Origin of the sequence: Streptomyces sp. S465 (assembly GCF_026898115.1) — a bacterium.
In the GTDB taxonomy this organism is placed as follows: Bacteria; Actinomycetota; Actinomycetes; order Streptomycetales; family Streptomycetaceae; genus Streptomyces; species Streptomyces luomodiensis.
Genome location: NZ_CP114036.1, coordinates 8,846,823 through 8,868,133 on the forward strand (window position 1 = coordinate 8,846,823; position 21,311 = coordinate 8,868,133).

The 21,311-nt window shown below is 72.4% G+C and carries 19 protein-coding genes; 11 read left to right on the top strand and 8 right to left on the bottom strand.

Annotated features, from left to right (window positions below):
• The first annotated feature begins 41 nt into the window (after positions 1 to 41).
• Positions 42 to 1,040, top strand: a complete 999-nt coding sequence (locus N6H00_RS37350) for a helix-turn-helix domain-containing protein (RefSeq protein WP_268976318.1) — start codon at positions 42 to 44, stop codon at positions 1,038 to 1,040.
• Between the two features lie 196 nt (positions 1,041 to 1,236).
• On the opposite strand, the gene N6H00_RS37355 is transcribed toward N6H00_RS37350, so the two are convergent.
• From N6H00_RS37355 to N6H00_RS37375, 5 genes are all read right to left on the bottom strand, one after another.
• Positions 1,237 to 2,169 (bottom strand): LysR family transcriptional regulator, encoded by a 933-nt coding sequence (locus tag N6H00_RS37355; protein ID WP_268976319.1) that lies wholly within the window; start codon positions 2,167 to 2,169, stop codon positions 1,237 to 1,239.
• Positions 2,170 to 2,295: 126 nt separating this feature from the next.
• The gene (locus N6H00_RS37360; protein ID WP_268976320.1) at positions 2,296 to 2,979 is read right to left on the bottom strand and encodes a response regulator transcription factor; all 684 of its coding nucleotides are present in this window, start codon (positions 2,977 to 2,979) and stop codon (positions 2,296 to 2,298) included.
• Positions 2,976 to 4,148 (bottom strand): sensor histidine kinase, encoded by a 1,173-nt coding sequence (locus tag N6H00_RS37365; RefSeq protein ID WP_268976321.1) that lies wholly within the window; start codon positions 4,146 to 4,148, stop codon positions 2,976 to 2,978. Before N6H00_RS37365 ends, N6H00_RS37360 begins: the two co-directional genes overlap by 4 nt.
• Positions 4,149 to 4,282: 134 nt before the next feature.
• Positions 4,283 to 4,867 (bottom strand): hypothetical protein, encoded by a 585-nt coding sequence (locus N6H00_RS37370; protein WP_268976322.1) that lies wholly within the window; start codon positions 4,865 to 4,867, stop codon positions 4,283 to 4,285.
• Positions 4,868 to 5,242: 375 nt separating this feature from the next.
• Complete coding sequence (locus N6H00_RS37375) at positions 5,243 to 5,884, bottom strand: MBL fold metallo-hydrolase (protein ID WP_268976323.1); 642 nt, start codon at positions 5,882 to 5,884, stop codon at positions 5,243 to 5,245.
• A gap of 91 nt (positions 5,885 to 5,975) precedes the next feature.
• Between N6H00_RS37375 and N6H00_RS37380 the strand changes: the two genes are divergently transcribed.
• Positions 5,976 to 6,401 (top strand): MarR family winged helix-turn-helix transcriptional regulator, encoded by a 426-nt coding sequence (locus N6H00_RS37380; RefSeq protein ID WP_268976324.1) that lies wholly within the window; start codon positions 5,976 to 5,978, stop codon positions 6,399 to 6,401.
• A 90-nt stretch (positions 6,402 to 6,491) separates the two neighbouring features.
• Here N6H00_RS37380 and N6H00_RS37385 read toward each other — a convergent pair whose 3' ends face one another.
• On the bottom strand, positions 6,492 to 7,436 hold the full coding sequence (locus N6H00_RS37385) for an MBL fold metallo-hydrolase (protein WP_268976325.1): 945 nt from the start codon (positions 7,434 to 7,436) through the stop codon (positions 6,492 to 6,494).
• A gap of 141 nt (positions 7,437 to 7,577) precedes the next feature.
• Here N6H00_RS37385 and N6H00_RS37390 point away from each other — a divergent pair, with 141 nt between their 5' ends.
• The gene (locus N6H00_RS37390; protein WP_268976326.1) at positions 7,578 to 8,489 is read left to right on the top strand and encodes a LysR family transcriptional regulator; all 912 of its coding nucleotides are present in this window, start codon (positions 7,578 to 7,580) and stop codon (positions 8,487 to 8,489) included.
• A gap of 188 nt (positions 8,490 to 8,677) precedes the next feature.
• Here N6H00_RS37390 and N6H00_RS37395 read toward each other — a convergent pair whose 3' ends face one another.
• Positions 8,678 to 11,899: a cytochrome P450 gene (locus N6H00_RS37395; RefSeq protein WP_268976327.1), complete on the bottom strand. Its 3,222-nt coding sequence runs from the start codon at positions 11,897 to 11,899 to the stop codon at positions 8,678 to 8,680.
• Positions 11,900 to 12,100: 201 nt separating this feature from the next.
• Here N6H00_RS37395 and N6H00_RS37400 point away from each other — a divergent pair, with 201 nt between their 5' ends.
• From N6H00_RS37400 to N6H00_RS37435, 8 genes are all read left to right on the top strand, one after another.
• Positions 12,101 to 12,817 carry a PAS domain-containing protein gene (locus tag N6H00_RS37400; RefSeq protein WP_329618599.1) on the top strand — a complete coding sequence of 239 codons (717 nt, stop codon included), beginning with the start codon at positions 12,101 to 12,103 and terminating at the stop codon, positions 12,815 to 12,817.
• Positions 12,818 to 12,941: 124 nt separating this feature from the next.
• On the top strand, positions 12,942 to 14,057 hold the full coding sequence (locus N6H00_RS37405; RefSeq protein WP_268976328.1) for a substrate-binding domain-containing protein: 1,116 nt from the start codon (positions 12,942 to 12,944) through the stop codon (positions 14,055 to 14,057).
• Positions 14,058 to 14,227: 170 nt separating this feature from the next.
• Positions 14,228 to 15,601 carry an ABC transporter substrate-binding protein gene (locus N6H00_RS37410; protein WP_268976329.1) on the top strand — a complete coding sequence of 458 codons (1,374 nt, stop codon included), beginning with the start codon at positions 14,228 to 14,230 and terminating at the stop codon, positions 15,599 to 15,601.
• Positions 15,598 to 16,539: a carbohydrate ABC transporter permease gene (locus N6H00_RS37415; RefSeq protein ID WP_268976330.1), complete on the top strand. Its 942-nt coding sequence runs from the start codon at positions 15,598 to 15,600 to the stop codon at positions 16,537 to 16,539. The genes N6H00_RS37410 and N6H00_RS37415 overlap by 4 nt, the downstream gene beginning before the upstream one ends.
• Positions 16,536 to 17,414 (top strand): carbohydrate ABC transporter permease, encoded by an 879-nt coding sequence (locus N6H00_RS37420; protein ID WP_268976331.1) that lies wholly within the window; start codon positions 16,536 to 16,538, stop codon positions 17,412 to 17,414. Before N6H00_RS37415 ends, N6H00_RS37420 begins: the two co-directional genes overlap by 4 nt.
• A gap of 89 nt (positions 17,415 to 17,503) precedes the next feature.
• The gene (locus N6H00_RS37425; RefSeq protein ID WP_268976332.1) at positions 17,504 to 18,484 is read left to right on the top strand and encodes a hydroxyacid dehydrogenase; all 981 of its coding nucleotides are present in this window, start codon (positions 17,504 to 17,506) and stop codon (positions 18,482 to 18,484) included.
• Positions 18,481 to 20,502: a DUF2264 domain-containing protein gene (locus N6H00_RS37430; protein ID WP_268976333.1), complete on the top strand. Its 2,022-nt coding sequence runs from the start codon at positions 18,481 to 18,483 to the stop codon at positions 20,500 to 20,502. The genes N6H00_RS37425 and N6H00_RS37430 overlap by 4 nt, the downstream gene beginning before the upstream one ends.
• A gap of 83 nt (positions 20,503 to 20,585) precedes the next feature.
• On the top strand, positions 20,586 to 20,957 hold the full coding sequence (locus tag N6H00_RS37435) for a hypothetical protein (RefSeq protein ID WP_268976334.1): 372 nt from the start codon (positions 20,586 to 20,588) through the stop codon (positions 20,955 to 20,957).
• 38 nt (positions 20,958 to 20,995) lie between these two features.
• On the opposite strand, the gene N6H00_RS37440 is transcribed toward N6H00_RS37435, so the two are convergent.
• The gene (locus N6H00_RS37440) at positions 20,996 to 21,247 is read right to left on the bottom strand and encodes a TAXI family TRAP transporter solute-binding subunit (protein WP_268976335.1); all 252 of its coding nucleotides are present in this window, start codon (positions 21,245 to 21,247) and stop codon (positions 20,996 to 20,998) included.
• Positions 21,248 to 21,311: the final 64 nt, after the last annotated feature.

Consider the following 21,311-nt stretch of genomic DNA (forward strand, 5'->3'; position numbering starts at 1 on the left):
GGCGGCGGCCCGGGACCGGCGCGGGCGGAGGGCGTGACGTCATGCAGAGCCTAGCCGAGCGGGTGGCCGCGCTCGACCCGGACGCCGGGTCCGCGGTAGGCGTCATCGCCTACTTCGACCAGCTCATCGAGCGTCGGGCCGGTCTCGAGGCGGTCGTACGCGGCGCCGCGGTCCTGTCCGGGGCGGTGGCCCGCCTCGACGACCCGGACCGGAGGGTGCGCATCCGGGTGACTCCCGACGGCCGGCGGACGGACGACGACCCACCGGCGCGTCCGGAATGGCCCTCGGTCCCGGTCTTCCCGGGCGAGGCGGCGGCGGTCCGGCTCGAGAGCACCCGGAAGTCCGTCGTCCACGACCTGATCCTGGAGCGGGCGGCCCTGGTCGCGGGCGTCGTCACGGTGCGGGTGCGGGGACGAGCGCCCGTGGCGGCCGACCCTGACGACCCGGCTCTGACCGAGACGGTGGTGGATCCGGAGGCATCCGAAAGCACCCGTCTCCTCGCGGCCGAGGCGCTCGGGCTCTCCGCGCACGCGCAGGCCCGCGCCGTCGCGCGCGTCGGGGGAGGGATGCACGTCCAGTCGGCCGATGCCCCCGTCTCCTCGCTGCCGGGCCGCGTCGGCGTCGGCCCGGCCGTGCCTGTCCTGGAGCTGCCGCGGTCGGCGACCGCGGCCCGCACGGCCCTGCGGTTCACCGCGGACGGTACGGCGCACGACCCCGGACCCCGGATCGTCCACGCCGACGAGCTGGGCGGTCTCGACATCCTCGCGCGCGCCCTCGACGCGGACACCCCGCCCCCGCCCGACGTCGCGACCCTGCTCCGCGAGGCGGCCGAAACCCCCTGGCTGTTGCAGACGTTGAGCGTCGTGTCCCACGCGGCGAGCCTGCGGAGTGCCGCCGGTGAACTCCATCTCCACCACTCCACACTCCAGGAGCGGATCAGCTACGCCGAACGAAGACTCGGCTGGCCACTGCGCACCCCCGCGGGGCGGCTGCGCCTCCAATTGGCCCTCGCGGCCAGACTGCTGACACGACGCCCCTGAGCGCTTCGGGCAGCCGGCCCCGCGCCATGGCCGTTCACCCGCGTCCCACCCCTGAGGCGGATGGGCCGTGTGGGGGCCAAGTGGCAGATATATGCAAGGTTTGCTGCCTGGAACGGGTACTTCCGCACCTATTCCGTGCCACACTGGTGGTGGCCCTCACCGCATCCCCCGTCGGTGAGGGCCACTCACTGCACACCTAGCCGCTGGGCATGAGGTGTTTCCGCGCGGATTCCCGGAAGTGCGCGATGAGCGGGTTGCGGTCGTCGCCGCGGGTGACGACGGCCACCTGGCAGGGTTCGATGCCGTGGATGGGGATGGTGGCGACGTCGTCCCGCAGTGTGCTGCGTCGATCGCCGGCGGGCAGGACGGCGACGGCCCGGCCTTCCGCGACGAGTTCGAGCTTGTCCTCGAAGGTGTCGATGACCAGGGGGCCAAGCGGTGCCGGGCGGCCGTCCGGGCGGGGTTCCAGCCGCCAGAATCCGGTCCACGTGGCGGCGGGACCGGTGCAGGGCACGAGGGGTTCGTCGGCGAAGTCCGCAGGGCCGATCGACTCCTTGCCGGCGAGGCGGTGGGCGGCGGGTACGAGGAGCACACGCGGTTCGTCGTAGAGGACGGTCAGGCGCAGGCCATCGGTCGGGAACGGGAGCGGCGCTCGGGCGACGAGTGCGTCGACGCGGCGGTCGGGCAGGGCGCGGCCGTCGTTCCACTCCAGGTGGCGGGTGGTGACATGGGCGTCGGGGTGGCGGCGGCGCAGATCCCGTACGGCGGGGGTGATGACGAGGTCGTCGACGTAGCCGATGGTGATCGCGCGTGGCGGTGCGGCGGCGCGTGCGGTGAGTGCCGCCTGGTGGGAGGTGTGCAGGAGCGCCTGCGCCTGGGGGAGGAAGGCGGCGCCGGCCGCGGTGAGGCGGCTGCCCTGGGGAGTGCGCTCGAGCAGGCGCACCCCGAGCACGTCCTCCAGCCGCTGGATCTGGCGGCTCAGGGACGGCTGGGCGAGATGCAGTGCCGCGGCGGCTCGGGCGAAGTTCAGATGCTCGGCGACGACCGTGAAGTACCGCACCAGCCTCAGGTCGAGATCCGCGCCGGGATCGAGATGGACCGGTGGCGAGGGCGGGGCGGCGGCACGCATGCCGCCACTGTATCCGTGATGCCGGCCCCCGGCCGTCGTCCGGCGCCTGGCTCCCATGCCGGGGAGGCCCGGTGCGGCGCCGCCGCCGCACCCCCGTGCGCGCCGCCTGGTTCGCGACCGCACCCCTCATCCACCGGCCTTGACCAGCCCGTGCACGAACGCGTATTTCACCGCCTGTGCCCGGTCGCGCAGATGGGCCTTGGCGAAGACGTTGTTGATGTGGGTCTTCACCGTGGCCTCGCCGACCACCAGCCGCTCGGCGATCGCCCGGTTGGTCAGGCCCTCGCCGATGAGGGTGAGCACCTCGATCTCCCGGGGCGTGAGGCCGGGGGCGAGGCCGGAGACCGCCTGCTCGGCCGGGGCGCTGTTCTTGATGGCGGCGGCCAGCAGCCGGTCCCGCACGGCGGGGTCGAGGACGGACTGCCCGGCGGCGGCGACCCGTACCGCGCGGGCGATGTCCTGGCGGCCGGATTCCTTGGTCAGATAGCCGCGGGCTCCGGCGCCGAGCGCGGCGAGGATGTACTGCTCGTCGGCGAAGGTGGTGAGCACCACCACGGCGACGGCGGGGAAGCGCTCGGTGATCAGCCGGGTGGCCTCGACCCCGTCCACCCGCGGCATGTTGAGGTCCATCAGGACCACGTCGGGGCTGTGCTCCGCGGCGGCCGCCAGGGCCTGCTCGCCGTCCCGCGCCGTGGCCACCACCTCCAGGTCCGGTTGCAGGTCGAGCACCGTCGCCAGCGCCTCGCGGATCGCGGTCTGGTCATCGGCGACGACCACCCGTACCGGCCGTACCGGCTCTTCGTCGCTCATGTCGGTATCACCACGTGCACTCGCCATCCTCCTGCGTCGTCGCCGTCCACGACCGGCCCGGCCGCGACCGTACCCGCGACCAGTTCGAGGCGCTCGCGCATGCCGACCAGCCCCATGCCGCTGCCGGCGCCGGCCAGTGGCCGGGAACCGCCCGGCGGCGCGGCGTTCACGACCTCCAGGACGGTTTCGCGCCGCCGGTACTCCAGGAGCATGCGGACCGCCGCGCCCGGTGCGTACTTGTGCGCGTTGGTCAGCGCCTCCTGGGCGCAGCGCACGAGCACCTGGGCGAGGCGCACGGGCAGTTCCCGCGGCGTCCCGTCGACCCGCAGCGTACCGGAGCCGGGGCTGCCCGCAGCCGACCCGAGCATCGAGCGCAACGTCTCCACCAGCGGCAGCGCGTCCTCGCGCAAGTCGCGGACGGTGCGCCGCACTTCGGCCAGCCCCTCGCGGACCAGGCTCTGGGCCCGCTGGGCGGACTCCCGGGCCCGCGCGACGTCGCCGGCCTCCAGCAGCGCGTCGGTGACCTCCAGTTGCATGTTGACGCCGGCCAGCGAGTGGGCCAGCACGTCGTGCACATCGCGGGCGATGCGGGCGCGCTCGGCCAGCGCCTGTGCGCGGGCCTCGGAGCGCGCGGCGAGTTCGGCCTGCTCGGCCGCCGCCCGTGCCGAGCGAAGCGCCTCGGCGCGGGAGCGGTTGACCAGACCGGGCAGCACGGAGACGCCGGTGAACGCGCCCAGGTACCACGAGGTGTGCTGGTGGCCGGCGCCCAGCGGGAAGTACAGCACGCCCGCGCACAGCGCACTGGTGAACGCCGCCAAGGTCATCGCGGGCCGTAGCGCCAGGCGGAACCCGGCGTGGCCGGTGGCGGAGAACGCGAACACCGCCGCCGCGCCGGAGTGGTCCACGCTCAGCAGGGCGGCCGCGCTGACCGCCTGGACGACCAGCAGCACGGTCTGCCGGCGCGACGGCAGCCTGGTCTCGGGGAGCAGCCGGGCACACAGCAGCAGCGAGTTCCACCCGAGCAGGCACAGGACCGCCAGACCGGTGCCGGAGGTCCCGACCGGCCGCACCAGGACCGCGCACACCGCCGCACCGATGGCGGTGGCGAAGAAATGGGAGAGGTTGTGGTCCGTCGCGAGCCAGCGCATCGCGGCTTGAAGTCGGTTCACTGGACTCGCTTCCCGCGGTCGGCGTTACGGGGCGGAAAACTACCAGCGCCGCCGGCGACGCTGGTGCGCGGACGGGGCGGGTGGTCTCCTGACACCGGCCCCGTCCGTCGCACGGTTGCCCCGCCCCGGTGCCGTCACCAGTCGCGCGGTCCCCAAGGCCGCTGCCCGCCGCCCTCGGCATCGCGCACCCAGCCGCGGACCTGGTCGAACGCCGGCGATGTGCGGTGCGGCGTATCGCCTTGGCCCTTCTCCCACACCACCGTGGACCCGGTGCGCATCGCCCGGCCCAGCACCACCAGCGTCTCGGCCAGCACACCGAGTCCGATGGACAACAGCACGGCCTGGTTGGCCGCGTGCGCCGACGTGGGCGACACCGCGTGTTCGACCGGGACCATCGCCACCTTCAGCACCCCGTTCACCAACCACAGCAGCAGTGTGCTGACGCGGTATCGCATCCACAGCACACCGTCGCGCTCGCCCAGGTGGACGGTGGTGCCGCGAAGGAGGCCCACGACCACGTTCAACAGGCAGCCGGCCGCGATCAGGGCGATGGCGGCCGCGCTGAGCGGAAGGGCGTCGCGCACCCGGAACACTCCCACGACGCTCAGCGCCACCGGTGCCACCAGCATGGCCTTGGCCTGCAACAGTTCGCCCATCATCCGGCGGGCGAGGATGTAACCGACGCCGCCTACGATGAGGACGATGTCCAGGGGACTCATCTCGGCCCTTCCCACGTGCGTTTCCCGGGTGTTTCCCGCTGATACCGGAACGCTAGGGATCGCGCCGCCGAAGCTGTTCCACCCCTGGGTGGAGCTTTGGGTGGAGCTTTGGATGGGCCTGCGGGTGGAGCATCAGGACCAGGCGATCGCGTCGGTGCCTTCGGTGACGGTCCGGGGGCCGCTGTGGCCGTTGAGATCGGTTGCCGTATAAGAAGGCGGTGGTCGTCCGGATCACGCCGAAGAGGTTGACGTCGAAGACGCCCAGGGCGTCCGCGCCGGTCAGGTCGCCGGGGTCGCCAACGTTCTGACCGCTGCCGCGGATGACCCTGAGCCGTGGAGACCCGGGCGTCCGGGCCTGCCGAGGGTTGGACGCCCTCAGCCGATCTGCGCGGTCGCGCCCGAGGCCAGGCGGTGGTAGCGGGCCGCGGTGCCGGGGCCTTGGCCGCCCAGGAAACCGCCGACCATCGCGGTGCCGATGTCATTGAGGGCGCCGTCGTGGATGGCGTAGGCGTCCCGCGGGGCGACCTCGCGGACGTAGTCGATCAGGTGGCCGACGGTGGACCAGGGGGCGTGCACCGGCAGCAGCAGCGTGCCGACGGGGGCGTCGGGGACGGTCAGGGCGTCTCCGGGGTGGAAGAGGACGTCGTCGATGAGGAACCCGATGTTGGCGATGCGCGGGATGTCGGGGTGGATGACCGCGTGCCAGGTGCCGTGGACCGTCACATCGAAGCCGGCCGCGGTGAACGCCTCGCCTTCGCCGACGACGGTGACCCGGGTGCCGAGGCCGTCCAGCCGCTTGGCCACGGAGGAGTTGGTCCAGATGCGCAGGCGCGGGTTGTGCTCGGCCGCCCGGCGCAGCGTCTCCTCCGCGAAGTGGTCGAAGTGTTCATGCGTGACCAGGACCGCGTCGGTGCCGTCCAGGGCCTGCGGCTCGGTCAGACCGCCCGGGTCCACGGCCAGGCGGCGGCCGTCCTTCTCGACGCGGACGCAGGCGTGGCCGAACTTGGTGAGTCGCATGGTGGCATCCTTCCAACGGGAGAAACTATACAACCAAGGTGTACAAACAAACTGTACAGCTTTTTTCCATGGAGCTGGATAGGATGCGCGCATGGACGAAGAAGTGCTGGCCGAGGAGGTGCGGCAGTCGATCCGGGAGCTGGTCCGGGCGGTACGTGTCGTGGACACCATGCCTCCCGGTGAGGCGGCCGTCCTCGGCTTCCTCGACCGGAGCGGCCCCCTGACCACGGCCGACCTCGCCCACCGGCGCGGGGTGACGCACCAGTCGGCCGCCAAGTCCGTGAAGGAACTTATCGGCGGCGGCCTGGTGCGCACCGAACCCCACCCCAGCGACGGCCGCAAACTCCTGGTGCACATCACCGACGCCGGACGCGCCCGCCTGCGCCGCGAACGCGCCCAGCGCACCCACGCCCTCGACGCCGCCATCCGCGATACGTTCAGCCCCGAGGAGCAGGAGCGCCTGCGTGACTGCGTCGCCCTGCTGTCCCGCCTGACCGCACGCCTGACCGGCCGCTGACCGGCCGGCCGTCGAACAACCGGCCGTTGAACAACCGGCCCTTGAACGACCGCCGGCTGGACGACACCCGCGGACCGGCCATGCGGCCGGTCACGGTTCCAGCAGGAAGGTGCTGCCCACCGCGTTCGGCAGAAAGGCATCCGGCAGCCGGGTCGCCAGCGCCTGCTGTGCCGTCCAGCTCGTGCAGTGCGCCGGAACCACCACCTCGGGTGCCTCGGCGACCAGCTCGTCGACCGTGCGGTCGACGACCGGCCCGAACCGCAGGTGCAGGCCGCCCAGAACCGCGTACAACCGGTGGACTCCCGTCACCTCCCGGGCATGCCGGACGATGTTGATGATCCCCGCGTGCCCACATCCCGTCAGGATCACCAGCCCCTTGCCCCGTACGTGGAGAACGGCGGCTTGATCGTCCTCGATGAGCTCGTCCGGCGCCCATTCTCCGTCCAGGCACGCCTGGTGGCCCGCCATGCCCACCTCGAAATCAGTGGTTCGCCCGACCTCTCCGGTGATCAGGAGGAAGTCGTCGAGCAGCAGGGACGGGCGCCGTTGTTCGATGACCGTGAAGCCGGCTCCTTCGATGGCCGCGCGGCTCGGTGTCGGAAGGTCCAGCACACCGCCCGGACCGGCGATCCGGCGCCGTCGCCACGCGTCGGGGTGGAGCAGCACCGGCATCGCCGGCCGCCCGATCCGGTTCACCAGCCCGTGCAGGCCCGTCACATGGTCGAAGTGTCCATGGCTCAGGACGATGGCCTCGAAGGTGTCCGGGTGCACGCCGAGGCGATCGAGATTGCCGATCAGGCCGTCGGTGGTCGCACCGGCGTCGAACAGGATCCGCCGGCCGCGACCGCCGGTCTCGATGTCCACCATCGCCGAGAAGCCGTGCTCGGCCCGGAGCACGTCGAGCGTGGCGCCCGTGACGGTCATCCCGGCCGGGGCCACGGGCAGCGGCCCCCCGGCGCCGGCCAGGCCCCAGCGCCGTACGAGACGTCCGTCCGGCAGCAAGGCGTCGCTGGAACTGTCGATCAGTGTCGTCACGCGCGCGGCATCGACCGGGCGTAGCGGAACGTGCACGATTCCTCCCTCTGCTCTGTACCGCACCGATGCCACCGCACGGTGCGCCACCCGGTCCAGGACCGTTCCGCTTCCGCCCCGAGCGCTTCGATATCGTGACTGGTCATGGACCTACGGCAGCTTCGGTATTTCGTTGCCGTGGCCGAGGAGTTGCACTTCGGCCGCGCCGCCGCCCGCCTGCACATGTCGCAGCCGCCGTTGAGCCAGCGCGTCCGGGAGCTGGAGGAGGAACTCGGCTGCCGGTTGCTGGACCGGTCCTCGCACGGTGTGCGGCTCACCGACGGTGGCCGGATCCTGCTCGCCGAGGCGAAGGAGATCCTGGAACGCGCCGAGCGGGCGAAGGAGAAGGTGAGACGGAGCGCCGGACACCGTACGGTCGTGGTGGGCGCCGTCGCCGGTGCCGGACTGGCCCTCGACGACCGGGTGCGGGAGACGTTCCGCCGACGGCGGCCACAGGCGGCTGTCCGGCTGCGGGAGTGCGGACTGACCGATCCGAGCGCGGGCCTGCGCACCGGTCAGGTGGACATGGCTCTCACCCGTCTGCCGTTCGACACCACGGGCATCGCCGTCCGGGTTCTCTACGAGGAACCCCTGGTGGCCGTCGTGCCCGCCACGGACCCCTTGGCCGGATCGGCCCAGGTGGACGTCGCGGACCTGCGCGGGCGCATGGCGTTCCGGCTGCCGCCGGGCACCGATCCGCGGTGGCGTGACTTCTGGCTCGCCACCGACGCAGACGAGCCGGACACGCCCGTGGTGAGCACCATCGGCGAGTGTCTGCACGCGGTCGCCTGGCGATCGGCCGTCGGACTGCTCCCGGCGGCCGCGGCCCGCCGCCACGCGGCGCCGGGCGTCAGCTTCGTACCCGTGACCGGTCACCGGCCCAGCCGTGTGGTGGTCGCCTGGCGCGCCGGGGAGGTGGACAGGCTCGTCCTCGACCTGATCGACATCGTCGGTGGCGGCCCGGAAACCGGCCGTGCGCCGTCTCGCGCGGTGCGGCGCGTTCGCTATCCGGGCTGACCCGTGCGGCCCGCCGCCGGAGCGTGCGGTGCGTGGTGGATCGCGCGAGACGGCGTGTTCGGCCGCGCAGCGGGCAACCCGTGCGGAGAAAGGCCGGCCGCGCGGGCGCGGCCGGCCTTTCCGGCGGCCGGCGGCCGGACCCGGGCCGGTGACGACGGCTGGGTCCGGTACGCCAAGCGGTGCGCGGCTCAGCCGGCCGCGTAGACGTCCTCGACGTAGCGGCCCTCGGCCACCAGCGAGTCGAGCCACTCGGCGGCGGCCGCGGCGTCCGCACCGGGAGTGTGCTGGACGTAGATGGCCCGGAAGGCGTCGCGCACGCCCGGGGCCATCCGGCTGCCGTCACCGCACACATAGACCTTGGCGCCGGCCCCGAGCAGCTCCCAGACCTCGTCGGCCTCGGCGGCGATCCGGTGCTGGACGAACCTCTGGCCGTCGACCGGGGCGTGGCTGAACGCCGGGCGCATCCGGACCGCGCCGGCCAGCTCGGCGGTGCGCAGCTCATCGGCGTGCAGATAGTCGGCGTCCGGGGCGTCGCAGCCGAAGTAGCAGAGCGCCGGGGCGAGCTTGGTGTCGTTCACCGCGAGGGCGAGCCGGTCGGCGACGGTACCCCGGAAGGGAGCCAGGCCGGTGCCGGCCGAAACCATGATCAGCGGGGTCTCGGCATCATGGCTGATCCGGAAGGCCTCGCGGCACGGCTGTATCCGGGCGTACACGGTGTCGCCGGGGCGGACGGTGTGCAGATAGCCCGAACCCGTGCCGCGGAAGTCGCCCCGGCCCGAGCGCGCGGGCGCCTGGAGCAGGGAGATCATCAGATCGACATGGTGCGGGTCGTTCGCCGGTGAGGACGAGACCGAGTAGTGGCGCGGCCGGATCGGGGGCAGCAGTTCCAGCAGTACCGGCCAGGACAGGAACTCGCCCAGCGCGGGGTTGTCCTCGATCACGTCGAGCAGGGTGCGGTGGTCCGCGGCGAGCGCCTCGGCGTCCTCGGCCAGGGCCCGCAGCGCTGTCCGCTCGGGCGGGCAGGGGTTGAGCTCGGCGAGGACGGCCAGTTGCTCGGCGGTCGGGCGGTCCTGGAGCTCGACGTACCGGGTGAACAGCTCGCGCACGGTCACCGGCCGGTCGACCGCGATGCCGTCGCGGCGCGGGCGGCTCGCGGAGATGTTGAGGACGGTGTCCAGGTCGGCGCGCAGGATCCGGGCGGCGCGTGTCACCAGGGCGGGGTCGTTCGCCGGGAGCACGGTGAAGTGGTCCGCCGTGCGGTACGTCATGCCCTCGGGCAGGGCCAGGCGGACGAGGCGCTTGGCGCGCGGGTGGTCCGGACGGGTGAGGCCGCCGGTCTCGGTGACGGTCATCGGCGTCATGCCGTGGCGCTCGGCCAGTGCGTCCAGGGGACCGCCGGTGACCTCGGTGACCGTGTACGCCGGGGTGTCCGGCACCGCCTCGGGAGCGGCGCCGACCGTGCCGGGGTCGCCGTACCGCTCCAGGACACGGGTGCGCAGCGTGGCGGTGAACGCCTTGACCGCGCCGCTCAGGTCCCCGGAGGCGTCGCCCTCGGCGCGCTCCAGCAGCCGGGTTCCGCCGAGAGCGGCGAGCCGGTCGTCGATGAGGGTGGGGATGTGCTGGTAGGTGGCGGACCAGTTGCGGTCGCCGACGCCGAGGACGGCGTAGGTGACGCCGTCGGCGGCGCCGGGTTCGGCGGTCCTCAGCCACTGGACGAAGGCGGCCGCGTCGTCGGTGGCCTGGCCGTTGTACGAGGCGGCGGTGATCACCACCGGGCGGTCGGTGGGCAGGGCTCCGGCGTGGGCGTCGAGCGGGGCGACGGCGGTCTCGCAGCCGAGCGCGGCGGCGGTGTCCGCGAGCTGCGCGGCGAAGCCGCGGCAGGTGCCGTAGTTGGAGCCGTGCAGCAGGAGCATTCCGGTGCCCTGGTGCACTCGGGTGGGCAGGCCGCTGTCGTCGGCCGACGCCTCCTCATCGGGCGCCGCGGCGCCGACGGGCAGGGCGGCGCGGTTCGCCTCCCGGTCGGCCGCGGTGCGCGGGGCGAGTGTGAGGGTGAACCCCTCGGGCTTGATGGTGAGCGTCTGCTTGAGGTGCAGCCGGTAGTCGGCGTGGTCCAGCAGCCGGTAGCGGTGGACCAGCATGCCCAGCAGCATGGTGGCCTCGTGCAGGGCGAACTGCCGCCCGATGCAGGCCCGTTCACCGGTGCCGAACGGCTTGAAGGCGTGCGGGGACCGCGCCGCCTCCGCCTCGGGGGCGAACCGGGAGGGGTCGAACAGCTCGGGGTTGTCGCCCCAGACCGGGTCCCGGTGCAGCATCGGGGTCAGCACCGCCGCCCACTGTCCGGCCCGCATCGGGATGCCGCCCAGCGTGGTGTCGTGGCGGGCCTGGCGGGTGAACCCCACGGCCGGCGGGAACAGCCGCAGCGTCTCGTTGAGCACCTGGTGGGTGTAGTGCAGGCGGCCGATGTCCTCGAAGGTCGGCTCGGGGTCGGGGTCGTCGCCCCACAGTTCGTCCACCTCGCGCTGCACCAGCCGGAGCGCGGCCGGGTGCTTCACCAGGTTGTACAGGGCGAAGGACAGGGTGCCGGAGGTGGTCTCGTGCCCGGCGATCAGGAAGGTGATGACCTGGTCGCGGATGTTCGCCAGGTCCAGGGTGGTCCCGTCGGAGGGGTGGGTGGCGCCCAGCATCAGCCCCAGCAGGTCCTCGTGCTCGGGGGGCTGCGCCCCCGGCGCGGTACGCGCCGCGATGACCTCGTCGACCACCTCGGCCAGGAAGCCGGCATCGGCGCGGAACGCCGCGTCGGTCTCCGTGTAGTCCACGCCCGGGGTACGGCTCTGCCGGGTCATCGCCCAGTACAGGCAGCGCACCAGGGAGTCGACGAAGGGGTGCGGTTCGGTGCGGCTGAACGAGCCGAAGTCGAACCCGAAGCCGGCCAGACCGATGGTGTCCAGGGTCATCCGTGTCATGTCGTCGGGCACGTCGACCGGGGCGCCGGCGGCGGAGCGGCGGTCCCATGAGTCGATCAGACGGCGGGCGACACGCAGCATCACCGGGTGATAGGTGCGCATCGAGCCGAGGGCGAAGGCGGGCATCAGGATGTCGTGCGCCTTGGCCCAGTTGGGCTCGTCGCTGTACGCGGTGAACAGGCCGTCGTGGGCGAACTCGCGGACGTTCTCCAGGGACGGCCCGATGGACTTGGTGAAGCGCTTCTCGTCGGAGAGCTCGGTGACCAGATCCAGGCTGCTGATGAAGAGACTGTCCTGGCCCTGCCGACGCTGGACGAAGGCCGGGCCGTGCTGCCGGGCCAGTTCCATGGTCTGGAGGACGGGGGTGTCCGTCGGAGCGTCGGAGACGTCGATGACGGGGATCTCGCCGTGGCTCTCGGACGGCGGGGGGAGAAGCGACGCGGGCATGCAGGCTAACCGCTTTCTGTGAATCGTGTTTCCTATGTGCATCGTGAGACACCGGAACCGGCCGAGACGACGATCTCGGCGGCCTCCTCAACCCTCCCGCCACGCGAGCACAAGCGCTCCACACGGTGCTACATGATTGTGTAGTGAACCGACCTGTGTCGGCCTTGCGACAGCACCCCCGATGCGCTACGAGGAGACCGTATGGCGGAGGACCACGGCATGGACCTGGGAGCGAGCGGACCGCCGAGCGACTCCCCGGCGGCGGAAGCCTGGCGCCGGCAGGCGATCACCTGGCGCAACCGGGTCATGCTGCTGCTCGACCGGCTGCCGCTGCCGGTCGCCCTCTGCGACGCGGAGGGCGTCATCCTGCTGGCGAACCCGGCGATGGCCGCCGAGTGGGGCATGCTGTCGGGGCAGATGCGCGGACGCAACGCCCTGGACTTCTTCCACCCACGCCGGACGACCCGGCTCCATCCGATCGGGGAAGCCGTCCGGCTGCGCCGCAGGTCCCGCTATCCGGTCGAAGTGACCTGGTCCACCGCGGCCGGCACCGAGCGGTACGGCGAGATGGACGTCGACCCGGTCAGTGACACCCCGGATGCCCCACCGGCCCTGCTGTTGCTGCTCCGGGTGCTGGGCGAACGGGCGCGGACCCCCGCTGACAGCGTGGCCGAGGACCCGCGGGCGAGCGAGGTCGAGGCGCGGATCCTCGCCCTGGCGGCGGGCGGTGTCACGACCGCGCGGGTGGCCAAGACGGTCGGCCTGACCGTGGACGGGGTCAACTACCACCTGGCGCGGCTGTCCCAGCGCTGGGGTGTGCGGGGCAAGGCGGCGCTGGTGGCCCGCGCCTATGTACTGGGCGTGCTCGATGCCGAGGCATGGCCACCGGCCGTCGCACACCGATCAGGACCGAACTGAAGCGGTCAGGTAACGAGGGCCCGATCACACCGATCACATCCGATCATGTGCGATCAGAAGAGATAGGGTGAGCTGACTGCCGTGCCTCACAAAGGGGCGTCGGGTTCGGAAGGGGCGGGACGCGATGCCTTTGGCGGCCGAACGCCAGGAGAGGATTCTCGCCGCGGTCCGCAAGCACGGCATGGTGCGGCTGTCGGACCTGGTGACCCAGCTGGGCGTCACGGCGGTCACCGTGCGCAGGGACGTGACGCTGCTGGCCGACCGGGGTCTGGTGCGGCGGGTGCACGGGGGTATCGCGCTGCCGCACCGGGCCCAGACCCAGCCGGCGCGGGAGGGCGTGCCCGGGGCCTACGGTCCGATGGCGACGCGCGCCCTGGTGGGCATGGTGGTGCCCTCGGTGGAGTACTACTGGCCCCCGGTCATCCAGGGGGCCCACGCCGCCGTGGCCGCGGCCGAGGGCCGGCTCGTCATGCGCGCCTCGCGCTGGGACGACCCGGCCGAGGACCGGCGGCAGATCAACGCCCTCCTGGAGCGGGGAGCGCAGGCGCTGCTCATCGCCCCGACCACGACCGGCGACACGGCCACGGACCTGCTGCGCTGGATCGGATCGCTCACCGTGCCGGTGATCCTCGTCGAGCGCCGGCCCCCTCAGGAGCTCCTCACCCTCGCACTGGACGCCGCCATGACCGCCCACGCGCTCGGCGCCGGCCTGGCGGTGCGCCATTTCGTCACCCTGGGGCACAGCCGCATCGCGCTGATCACCACCCGTCAGAGCCCCACGAGCACGGCGCTGCGCACCGGCTGGCACGACGCGGTGGACACGCTGGGGCTTCCCTCGCACGAGGACCTCGACATCGAGGTGCCGTCCTACGGGGCGCCGGGATGGGCGAAGGCGTACACCGGTGTGCTCAAGCGCAGCCGCGACCTCGGGGTACGGGCGTTGCTGGTGCACTCGGACCGCGAGGCCATCGGCCTGATCGAGCGGGCCCGCGACCTGGGCATCAGCGTGCCGGGCGATCTGGCCATCGTGACCTACGACGACGAGATCGGGGCGGCCTCCGATCCGCCGCTGACCGCCGTGCGCCCCCAGAAGCACCGTCTCGGCAGGATCGCCGCCGAACTCGCGCTGGCCAAGCTCGCCGATGTCGGTGAGGAGTGGCCCGTCCACCGCGTCGAGCTGTGGCCGACCGTGGTGGTGCGGGAGTCCTGCGGCACCGTGCCGAGGCCGGAGGCGCCGTAGCGCCGACCGGAAGACGGCTTCTGACCAGGCATTTCAGTGTTTCCCTGCGCCTTGGTGCGCCTCGTCGGCCGTATCGATCCTGATCGATTTTGATCGATATAGTTCCGGCTCGTTGACCCGGAACTGTGCGGGGCGCTGAAGTGACCGGGTCACTCGCACAGGAGAGAGCAATGATGCTTTCAACCAACACCGCCGGCGCGGAGGCGGAATCCGCGCCCTCGCCCCCGCCGTCGTCGTGCTCGCGGCGCACCGTGCTGCGCGCGTCAGCGGGCCTGGGGGCCGCGGCCGCGACCGCGGGGACGCTGTCCGGCTGCTCCTCGTCCTCGTCGAAAGCCACCAAGGTCACGGTGTGGTCCTGGCTCACCGGCATGGACAAGTACGTCGCGGCGTTCAACAAGAAGTACACGGACATCCACGTCGAGCTGAGCGTGATCGCCGCCGGGCTCTCGGGCGGCTACGCCCAGCAGACCAACGCCATCCGCGCGCACAACGCCCCGGACATCCTGCACGTCGAGTACCAGGGCCTGCCGCAGATCCTGACCAGCGGCGGCCTGCGGGAGCTCACCGACGACCTGGCGGACCTCGCGGGCGGTTACTCGGACGCCGCCTGGCAGGGCGTACGGCCCGACGGGCGCACCTGGGCGGTGCCCATGGACATCGCGCCGATGGTCTTCTACTACCGCAAGGACCTGTTCGACCGGCACGCCATCGAACTGCCCCGCACCTGGGACGACTTCCGGCTCGCCGCGCGAGCGGTGCGCAAGGCCCGAGCCGACGCCCGGATCACCACCTTCCCGCTGAACGACGGATCGTTCTTCGCCGGCATGTGCTGGCAGGGCGGCGACCCCTGGTGGCAGGTGGAGGGTGACAGCTGGGCGGTGGACGTGGCCGGTGAGGGCACGCGCCGCACGGCCGAGTACTGGCAGGAGATGATCTCCTCCGGCCTCGTCAAGCCCGACCCCACCGGCAGCCAGGAGTGGATCTCGGCCATGCACACCGGGCGGCTGTGGGGGCTGCTGGGCGCGTCGTGGAGCGTGGGCTCGCTCAACAAGTCCATCCCCGACGACAAGGGACGCTGGGCCGTCGCCACCATGCCCACCTGGGACGGCGAGCCCGCCAACGGCATGCAGGGCGGCACCGCCTTCGGCATCTCCAAGGAGAGCGAGGTGGCGGACGCGGCACTGACCTTCCTGCGCTGGCTGAGCACCGACCCCGAAGTGGTGCGCATCGGCGCCACCTTCTCCTCGCCCTTCCCCGGCTACGAGCCCAGCCGCGAGGTCGCCCGCCGGGTCTACCAGGGCGGCTACTTCCTCGGCGAGCCCGTCTACGACGTCCTGGACCGGGCCGCCGCACAGGTACCGGAGTGGACCTGGGGCCCCAACGCCCTCGGTCTGTTCTCCACCGTCGCCAACGCCTTCGGCCCGGTGAGCTCGGGAGGCACCACCCTGCCGCGTGCCGTACGGGGCGTCCAGACCGAGGCGGTGTCCGGCATGCGGGCCCGAGGACTGTCCGTCATCAACGCGAGCGACAGGAGCCGGACATGAGCGTTCTCACCCCCTCCCGTCCCACCGCGGAGAACGCCTTCGGCACCGGCGCCGCGGCCACGCACCGCCCCGCGCGCGGCGGCAGGCGGGGCGGCCTGCTGCTCGCGGCGCCGTTCGCCCTGCTGCTGACCGCCACCGTCCTGATACCCGTCGGCTACGCCATCTACCTGAGCCTGTTCACCGACCGCCTGACCGGCCTCGGCTTCAGCGGCCCCGAGCAGGTCTTCGTCTGGCTGGACAACTACGGCAACGTCCTCACCGACGGGGCGTTCCTCGACGGCGTCGGCCACGTGGCCCTGTTCTCCCTCATCCACATCCCGCTGATGCTCGGCGGCGCGCTCGTCCTGGCCCTGCTGCTGGACTCCGCCGTGGCCCGGCTGCGTGGCCTGTGGACCCTCGCGGTGTTCCTGCCCTACGCCGTGCCCGGTGTGATCGCCGGACTCATCTGGGCCTATCTCTACAGCCCCACCATCGGCCCCCTCACCGACCTGCTGCCCTTCGACCCGCTGGGCAGCGACGGCGCCCTCGCCTCCATCGCCAACATGGCCACCTGGCAGTGGTGCGGCTACAACATGATCATCTTTCTGACGGCGCTCCGCTCCGTCCCCCGCGAGATCCTGGAGGCCGCGCGCGTGGACGGCGCGGGCCCCGTACGCACGGCGCTGCGCATCAAGGTGCCCGTCATCCGCCCCACCCTCTTCGTGGCGCTCATCTTCACCGTCATCGGCTCCCTCCAGCTGTTCACCGAACCACTGGTGCTGCACAACTTCACCGGATCGGTCACCACCAACTGGAGCCCGAGCCTGTACGTGTACGACTCGGCCTTCATCAACAACGAATACGGGCGCGCCGCGGCCGCCTCGATCATCCTCGCCCTCGTATCGGCCCTGCTCTCCGCGCTGGTGATGCGCCTGTCCACCAGGAGGTCGGCACGGTGAACCACGCCGCCCCGCCCCGCAACCGCCCCACGCCCACCGCCTCGGTGTGGACCTCACGCGCCGCCGTCCACCTCGTCCTGCTGCTCGGCGCGCTCTACAGCGTGCTGCCGCTGATCTGGCTGGTCACCTCGGCGACCAAGAACGTCGGCGACTTCTCCACCACCGGTGCCTTCGACCTCGGCGCCGTCCACCTCGGCGACAACCTGCAGGCACTCTTCGACGAGCAGGACGGCGTCTTCCTCTACTGGATCCGCAACTCCGTGCTGTACGCCCTGGTCGGCGCCCTCCTGGGCGCCCTGATCTGCGCGGCCTGCGGATACGCCATCGCCAAGCTGGACTTCCCCGGCCGCCGCACCCTGTTCGCCGTCACGCTCACCGGCGTCCTGGTGCCCACCACCGCGCTCGCCCTGCCGCTGTACCTGCTGGCCTCGCAGCTTCGCCTGGTGGACACCTTCTGGGCGGTGTTCCTGCCGGTGCTCACCAACCCCTTCGGCGTATACCTCGCCCGCGCCTTCGCGGAGGCCTCGGTACCGGACGAGGTCCTGGAGGCGGCCCGGGTGGACGGCGCCGGTGAGCTGCGCACCTTCTTCACCATCGGCCTGCCCATGATGCGCAACGGACTCATCACCATCGTGCTGTTCCAGTTCGTGGCCATCTGGAACAATTTCTTCCTGCCGCTGGTGATGCTCACCGACCCCAAGCTCTTCCCGATGAACCTCGGCATCTTCCAATGGAGCACCCGTGTCTCACAGTTCCCCCAGTACAACCCCATGGTGATCACCGGCTCGCTGCTCGCCGTCATCCCCCTCGTCGCCGCCTTCATCCTGCTGCAACGCCAGTGGCGCAGCGGACTCGCCGCAGGGAGCACCAAGTGACCGACCGCGCCACCGAACCGGACGGGTCAGCGGCACCGCGGGGGAGCACACCCGCCGCGCCGGTGAGGCGTCCCGAAACGCTCCTGGTGATGGACGACAGAGCGCTCGGCATGCAGTTCTCGCCCCAGGAGATGGCCAGACTCCGCGCGGCCGCCTCGGTGGCGGAACCCGTCGTGGTGCACGAGCTCACCTCGCCCGCGGCACGGCGTCGGCTCGCCGAGGCCGAGGTGCTCATCACCTCGTGGGGCTGCCCCCGCATCGAGCCGGAGGTCCTTCGCACGGCGCCGAGACTGCGGGCGGTCCTGCACGCGGCGGGCTCGGTGCGCTCGCACATCACCGACGCCGTCTTCGACCGGGGAATCCTGGTGACCACCGCGGCCGACGCCAACGCGGAACCGGTGGTCCACTTCACCCTCGCCGCCATCCTCTGGGCGTTCAAGAAGGCGCCCTTCCTCGCCAACGACGCCCGGCGGTTCCGCGACGACTGGGCCTACGTCGACGGGCGCGGCGAACTCAGCGGGGTCGGCCGGACGGTCGTCGTGGTGGGCTTCTCCCGCATCGGCAGCCGCCTGGTGAAGCTGCTGCGCGACCTGGACCTGGCGCGGGTCCTCGTCGTCGACCCGGTGGCCGACCCCGCCGACATCCTCGCCGCGGGCGGTGAGCCCGCCACCCTCGCCGACGCCCTGCCCCAGGCCGACGTCCTCAGCCTGCACGCGCCCGCGCTGCCCGAGACCCGGCACATGATCGGCGCCGCGGAGCTCGCGGCACTGCCCCGGGACGCCGTACTCGTCAACACGGCCCGGGGCAGCCTGGTCGACACGGCCGCCCTCGAAGCCGCCTGCGGCGCCGGTCTGCACGCCATCCTCGACGTCACCGACCCGGAACCGCTGCCCGCCGACTCGCCGCTGTACACCCTGCCGAACGTGATGCTCACCCCGCACATCGCGGGCTCGCTCGGCTCCGAGGCCCGCCGGATGAGCGCCCTGGCCCTGACCGAGCTGGAACGCTACGCGGCCGGCCTGCCGCCGCTCTCCCCGATCACCCGGCACAGCCTGGCGGTGCAGGCATGACCCCCACACCCGACCGCGGCACACCTGACAACCGCACACCCGACAGCGGCCGGCCGGAGGGCATCTCGCCGTACACCGGCTGGGAGCGGCGGCACTGGACCGCGTACGCCGACCGACTGCTCACCGCCCTCGACGCCCACTGGTCCCCGGGCCGCGCCCGCATCCTGCCGCCGGGGCCGAACAGCTCCTACGGACCCGACTCCGACGGGCTGGAGGGCTATGCCCGGTCGCTGCTCATGGCAGGTTTCCGCATCGCCGGCGAGCGCGGAGCGGATCCCCACGGCCTTCTGGAGCGCTATGCGGCGGGCCTCGCCGCCGGCACCGATCCGCACCATCCGGAGGCCTGGCCCCGCCCCGACACACTCGACCAGGCCAAGGTCGAGGCGGCCTCGATCGCGCTGATCCTCCAACTGACCAAGCCGTGGCTGTGGGACCGCCTCGACGACCGGGTGCGGGAGGCGACCGTCGCATGGCTGTCCGCCGTCATCGGGCAGCCGTATCCGCCGATCAACTGGGTGTGGTTCCGCATCGTGGTGGAGTCCTTCCTGCGCGAGGCGGGCGGGCCGTGGTCGGCCACCGACATCGAGGCGGACCTGGCCGTGCACGCCTCGCTGCGCCGCGCCGACGGCTGGCTGTCCGACGGACAGGAGCGGGCCTACGACCACTACGCGGGCTGGGCCCTGCACACCTACCCGCTGTTGTGGACCGGCCTGTTCGACGTCACCGGCTCGCTCTGCGCCGAGCGTCTGCGGGCCACCTGGGAGGGGGACCTCGCCCGGTATCTCGACGACGCGGTGCGGCTGGTGGGCGCCGACGGCTCCCCGCTCCTGCAAGGCCGCAGCCTGATCTACCGGTTCGCCGCCGCGGCGCCCTTCTGGGTCGGTGCGATCAGCGGCGCCTCCCCCCTTCCGCCCGGTCTGACCCGGCGCGTGGCGAGCGGCATCGTGGACCACTTCGCCCGGCACGGGGTACCGGGCGGCGACGGACTGCTGACCATGGGCTGGCACCATCCCTGGCCCGGTATGCGCCAGTCCTACTCCGGACCGGGGTCACCGTACTGGGCGTCCAAGGGCATGCTCGGGCTCGCCCTGCCCGCCGACCACCCGGTCTGGACCGCCACCGAGGAGCCGCTGCCCCTGGAGGAGGACGACCAGGCGCGGATCGTCTCCGCACCCGGCTGGCTGGTGTCCGGGCGCCGCGCGGACGGCATCGTGACGGTGCTCAACCACGGCACCGACCACGCACGGCCGGGCACCGCGCGCACCGACGCGCCGCTGTACGCACGGCTGGGCTACTCCACCGCGACGCTCCCCCCGCTGACCGGACCCACCCTCCGCGGCCCGGTCGACAACACCGTCGCCCTGCTGGACGAGGACGGCAGGGCGTCCCACCGCACCGGGTTCGACACCTCCCGCACCCTGGAGCTGCCCCACGGCGTGCCGGCGGCGGTGTCCTCCGGCCCGGTGCACTGGGTGGACAGCGCCGGCGACACCTCCCCCGATCACGGTTCGGGCCGCGCCGGCACCGTGACAGCGGGCCCCCGGGTGACCGTGGCGTCCGCCGTCCGTGACGGCACCGAGGTACGGCTGGTCCGCGTGGAGGGAGCACCCGGGCCCGGGGCCCGACTGCGCCTCGGCGGCTGGCCGGTGGCCGCCGACACCCGGCCCGGGACCGGCGCCTCCCGGGACACCGGGCCCGACGACCCGTACGCGGTGGCCACCACGGACCGCCTCACCTCCCGCCTGCGCGGTCTGACCGGCTACCAGGACGCGGGCGTGCTCCTGGAACAGGACACCAGCCCCCTCGGCCGCTGGACCGCCATTCCGTGGCTGGCGGCCGACCTCCCGGCCCCCGGGACCGTACTGGCCGCCGCCGTGACCCTCAGCCGCGGCAGCACCACCGAGCCACGCGCCGTGGAGATCCGCCCGGACGGTGACAACGGCCATGTCGCGCACATCGTCTGGCACGACGGCGTCGAGACGGAATTCCCGATCCCTCACGACGTGATGCCCGGCTGACCGGAAGTCGTGCGATCGAGATCAAACCACTGCTTTAATTGGGTAGCTGATCTTGAGTCACCGCCCTCGGAAAGGCCACCCTGATGTCACCCGTCCTCCGCCAGGTCCCGGCCGTCGCCCGTTCCCAGGTCCCGTTCGAGGCCGCCGACGCCGGCGTACTCCGCGTCATATCCGATCGCCGCACCCCGGTGTTCGCCACCGTGCACGCGAGTGGACGCCGCCGGTACGGCTACTGGCAGCCGTACGACTCCGTCACCAACAGGGGAGGCTGCTATGTGGCGCTGCCGACCACGGTGTGCGACCGGCTGCACGCGCTGGGTCTGATCACGCTCGGGGAGCCCCTGGTGGATCCGGCGAAGACCACCTACCGCGTGTGGCCCACCCGTACCCCGGCCACGCCGGTACGCATCCCCGTGGCTCCGGTGCGCCCGGCGGCGCAGACGCTGGCCGCATGAGCCGGGTTCCGGCCGGGCCGTGCGGAGCCCGCGGCGGGTCAGCCGTGCAGTGAGCGGTAGGCCCGCGCGGCTCCGGGGTGCAGGGGGACGCGGCCGGTGCCGATGAGGCCGCGGACGTCGAGGTACTGGGTGCCGACCACAGGCTCGGGGACGAGGGCGCCGGCTCGTTGGATCAGCAGGCGGGTGAGTGCGTCGGCCACCGCCGGCGACAGGTCGGGGCGGCAGACGAGGAGGTTCGACACTTTGATGGTGGCGATGCCGCCCGCGCCCCTGTAGGCGCCCTGGGGCATGGTGACGTGTTCCAGCCCTGCCGCGGCCAGTCCTTGGGGTGCGCCGAGGCGGGGGAGCAGCTGG